The organism is Mycobacterium sp. (assembly GCF_035603715.1).
Classification (GTDB): Bacteria; Actinomycetota; Actinomycetes; order Mycobacteriales; family Mycobacteriaceae; genus Mycobacterium.
In genome coordinates this window covers 1-4,002 of the sequence record NZ_DATNJW010000143.1, presented here as the reverse complement: position 1 = coordinate 4,002, position 4,002 = coordinate 1, and the positions used below count along the sequence as shown (strand labels likewise).

Below are 4,002 nucleotides of genomic sequence, written 5' to 3'. Positions count from 1 at the left end.
GAACTGGTAGATCCACACCGGCAGCCCGTCCGGGCGGTTCACCGTGAACGGGCGCTCCTCGAGCACCACCACACCCATGGACTGCAGCATCGGTAGCAACTGGCTCAGGGATGCCGTCCGCCCACCCAAATACCATGTCAGTCGGACGGTTTCGTCGTAGTCATGATCCGACATCACCAGCTTGACCGAGTCGTCGGTCAGCTCCTCGAAGATGGCGATGTCGTTGATCGCATCGGCGGGGGTGACCGCCTCTTTGTACGGCTCGGCGAACGCGTTCGCGTAATGCTCGGCCTCGATGGGCTCAACCCCGGCCGCAGCCGCCTCGCTGAGTAATCGGTCGGACCAGGTGCGCGCGGCCTCGGTCAGCAGTGCCTGAAGTCGCACCCGGTTGGCGTCGGAGGTATCGATCTGTGTGGCGGTTTCCGCATGCAACCGGACCATGAAATGCAATAACGCCCAGGGTGACTCAGTGACACGAGCAGTGAATTCGAGGCTGGTGCCGCCGAATTCCTGGACCAAGATGTCTTCGATCTGCAAACGCACCGCCGTCGTATAGCGATCGCGCGGCAGGTAGACCAAGCATGACACGAAGTACTCGAGGCGATCAGCGCGCAAAAACAGCAGTGCGCGTCGCCCCGATCCGAGGTCGACCACCGACTTGGCCAGCGCCAGCAGCTGTTCGGGGCTGCGCGCGAAAAGCTCTGAACGCGGCACCGTCTGGAGCACGTCAAGCAGCAACTGCCCGGGGTGACCAGGGTCGAGGTCGGCCAGAGTGAGCACCTCGTGGACCCTGCGCGCGATGATCGGAATTTCCAGAACATCGGCGTTCATCGCGGCCACGGTGAACAGGCCGATGAGGCGATGCTCGAAGACACCGCCGTCCGCGTCTTCCCGGACAGCGAAGACATACGGGTACGCCCCGAAGCGCAAGTAGCTGGCGACATCTGTCTGCGCCAAGGCCAACAGTTCGTGGTCCTCGGTCAGGCGCGGGCGCGAACCCTTGCGACGACGCAGCACACCGAGGCTGGTCGTCGCCGCCTCCCCCGACACACGTCCGTCGTGCACCGGGCAGCGTTGGTATCCCAGCAGCGTGAAATGCCCCCCGGCCAACCAGCGCAACAGGGTGGCGACGTCACCGTTGTCGGCTCCCGGGTAGTGGCCGTTCGCATTGGTTTCCACGTCGTGCGCCAGCTCGTTGAGCATGGCGATCATCGCCGTTGAATCCGCTGCGACTCTGCGTAAGTCGGAGAGCACCCCCGGCAGCAGGCGTTCGGCTTCATGTAGGGCGTTACGGTCCACCGACGGCACGAGCTGGACATGGATCCAGGTCTCATCGATCCCGTCGCCGCCGGAATCCTTGGGCCCAACGGCAAGCAGCTCGCCGGCACCGTCCCGACGCACGTGGAAGACCGGATTCATGATCGCCAGGTAGGCCACCCCGAGCCGATGCAGCAGCACGGTGACCGAATCCATCAGCATTGCGCCGTCGTCGGTGACCACCTGCAGCGCGGGACCGAATCCGCCCGGGTCGTCGTGCGGGTACACCGCGACGCGGCTCTCCCCCGTGGGCCGGTGGGAACCGAGTCGATAGTGCGCGCTCAATAACGCCGGCGTGACCGCGGGAGCCGACAGCGACTCCTGCGCAGACCCGGACTCGGCTTCGGCCTGGTCGTCGTGCGGGCCTTGGTAGCTGTCGGCGTAGGCCTTCGATATCCACTCGGGAATGTCGTCACTGTTAGAGAACTTCGCCCAGTTCAGAGCATCAACCGTCATGCCGACCGCTCCTCAGCACGCATACCAACGCTGGCACGCATGACACTAGTCGCGAGTGAGCCTTCGGTGAGTCACTCGGTGCGGACGCGCCGCTTCGGCTCCGAGCCGCTCGATCTTGTTCTCTTCGTACGCACCGAAGTTGCCTTCGAACCAGAACCACTTGGCCTCGTTGTCGTCGTCGCCTTCCCACGCCAGGATGTGGGTGCAGGTCCGGTCGAGGAACCAGCGATCGTGGGAGATCACCACCGCGCAGCCGGGGAACTTCTCCAGCGCGTTCTCCAGTGAGCCCAGCGTCTCGACGTCGAGGTCGTTGGTCGGCTCGTCCAGCAGAATCAGGTTTCCGCCCTCTTTGAGCGTGAGCGCCAGGTTGAGCCGGTTGCGTTCACCACCGGACAACACCCCGGCCGGCTTCTGCTGGTCGGGGCCCTTGAAACCGAACGCCGAGACGTAGGCCCGCGACGGGATCTCGTTCTGCCCGACCTGGATGTAGTCCAGCCCCTCGGAGACGGTCTGCCAGACCGTCTTCTTCGGATCGATGCCGCCCCGCGACTGGTCGACGTAGCTCAGCTTCACGGTTTCGCCGACCTTGACGATGCCGCTGTCCGGCTGTTCGAGGCCGACGATGGTCTTGAACAGTGTCGTCTTGCCGACTCCGTTGGGACCGATGACGCCCACGATGCCGTTGCGGGGCAACGTGAACGACAGGTCTTTGATCAGCGTGCGTCCCTCGAAGCCCTTGTCGAGGTGCTCGACCTCGACCACCAGGTTGCCCAGGCGCGGGCCGGTCGGGATCTGGATCTCCTCGAAGTCGAGCTTGCGGGTCTTTTCCGCCTCGGCCGCCATCTCCTCGTAGCGCTGCAGACGGGCCTTGCTCTTGGCCTGGCGGGCTTTGGCGCCGGAGCGCACCCAGGCCAGCTCCTCGGTCAGCCGCTTCTGCAGCTTGACGTCTTTGCGGCCCTGCACCGAGATCCGCTCGGCCTTCTTCTCCAGGTAGGTGGAGTAGTTGCCCTCATACGGGTAGGCGCGGCCGCGGTCGAGCTCGAGGATCCACTGGGCCACGTTGTCCAGGAAGTACCGGTCGTGGGTGACCGCCAGGACCGCGCCCTCGTATGCGGCCAGGTGCTGCTCGAGCCACTGCACACTCTCGGCGTCGAGATGGTTGGTCGGCTCGTCGAGGAGCAGCAGGTCCGGCTTGGACAGCAGCAGCTTGCACAGCGCCACCCGTCGCCGCTCCCCGCCGGACAGGTGCGTCACCGGCTCGTCGGGCGGCGGGCAGCGCAGGGCGTCCATCGCCTGCTCGAGCTGCGAGTCGAGGTCCCACGCGTCGGCATGGTCGAGCTCCTCCTGCAGCCGACCCATCTCTTCCATCAGCTCATCGGAGTAGTCGGTGGCCATGAGTTCGGCGACTTCGTTGAAGCGGTCGAGTTTGACCTTGATGTCGCCGAGGCCCTCCTCGACGTTGCCGCGAACGGTCTTCTCCTCGTTCAGCGGAGGCTCCTGCAGCAGGATGCCGACCGTCGCGTCGGTGGCCAGGAAGGCTTCACCGTTGTTGGCCTTGTCCAGCCCCGCCATGATCCGCAAGACGCTCGACTTACCTGCCCCGTTAGGGCCGACGACACCGATCTTGGCGCCCGGATAGAAGCTCAGGGTGACATCGTCGAGGATGACTTTGTCGCCGTGCGCCTTGCGGACCTTCTTCATCGTGTAGATGAACTCAGCCATGTGGCGGTGTTGCCTTTCTGGTTTGCGAGGGATTGCTCGCGCCCCATCCTAGGCACCGCCGCATCTATGCAGCTAAGCCGACAGCGGCTACGCGGCTTCGGCATCGGGTGCGGTCTCGGCGCTGTCGGGTTCCTTCTCCTCCTCCGCATCGGTCGCTCCGGTCACCGATCCGGAGGAAACCGTCTTCTCGACCCGCGCGATGCAGCGAGACAGATCGGGGCCGACGGCGGTGGCGCGCATCTCGAGTGTCGACCGCCGGATACCGTCGCGATCCTCGTACTCGCTGGTGTAGACCTGTCCGGACACGATCACCGGCGAGCCCTTGCCCAGTGACGCGCCCACGCCGGAGACCAACCGACCCCAGCAGTTGACGGTGACGAACAGCGAGTTGCCGGGCTCCCAGGTGCCGTCGGCGGACCGGCGCCGCGAATTGCTGGCGACCCGGAACTTCAGCACTTCCTGGTCACCGACCCTGCGGCGTTTCGGATCGTTGACGACGTTGCCGAC

At 65.0% G+C, this 4,002-nt stretch carries 2 protein-coding genes and 1 pseudogene; all 3 read right to left on the bottom strand.

Going from position 1 to position 4,002, the window contains the following annotated elements:
* Positions 1-1,773 (bottom strand): annotated as a pseudogene (locus tag VN856_RS06585) (NAD-glutamate dehydrogenase); the annotation flags it as partial.
* Positions 1,774-1,818: 45 nt separating this feature from the next.
* Positions 1,819-3,495: an energy-dependent translational throttle protein EttA gene (ettA, locus tag VN856_RS06580; protein ID WP_325687328.1), complete on the bottom strand. Its 1,677-nt coding sequence runs from the start codon at positions 3,493-3,495 to the stop codon at positions 1,819-1,821.
* 87 nt (positions 3,496-3,582) lie between these two features.
* On the bottom strand, positions 3,583-4,002 hold a 420-nt coding region (ssb, locus tag VN856_RS06575), incomplete at its 5' end, for a single-stranded DNA-binding protein (protein ID WP_325687326.1).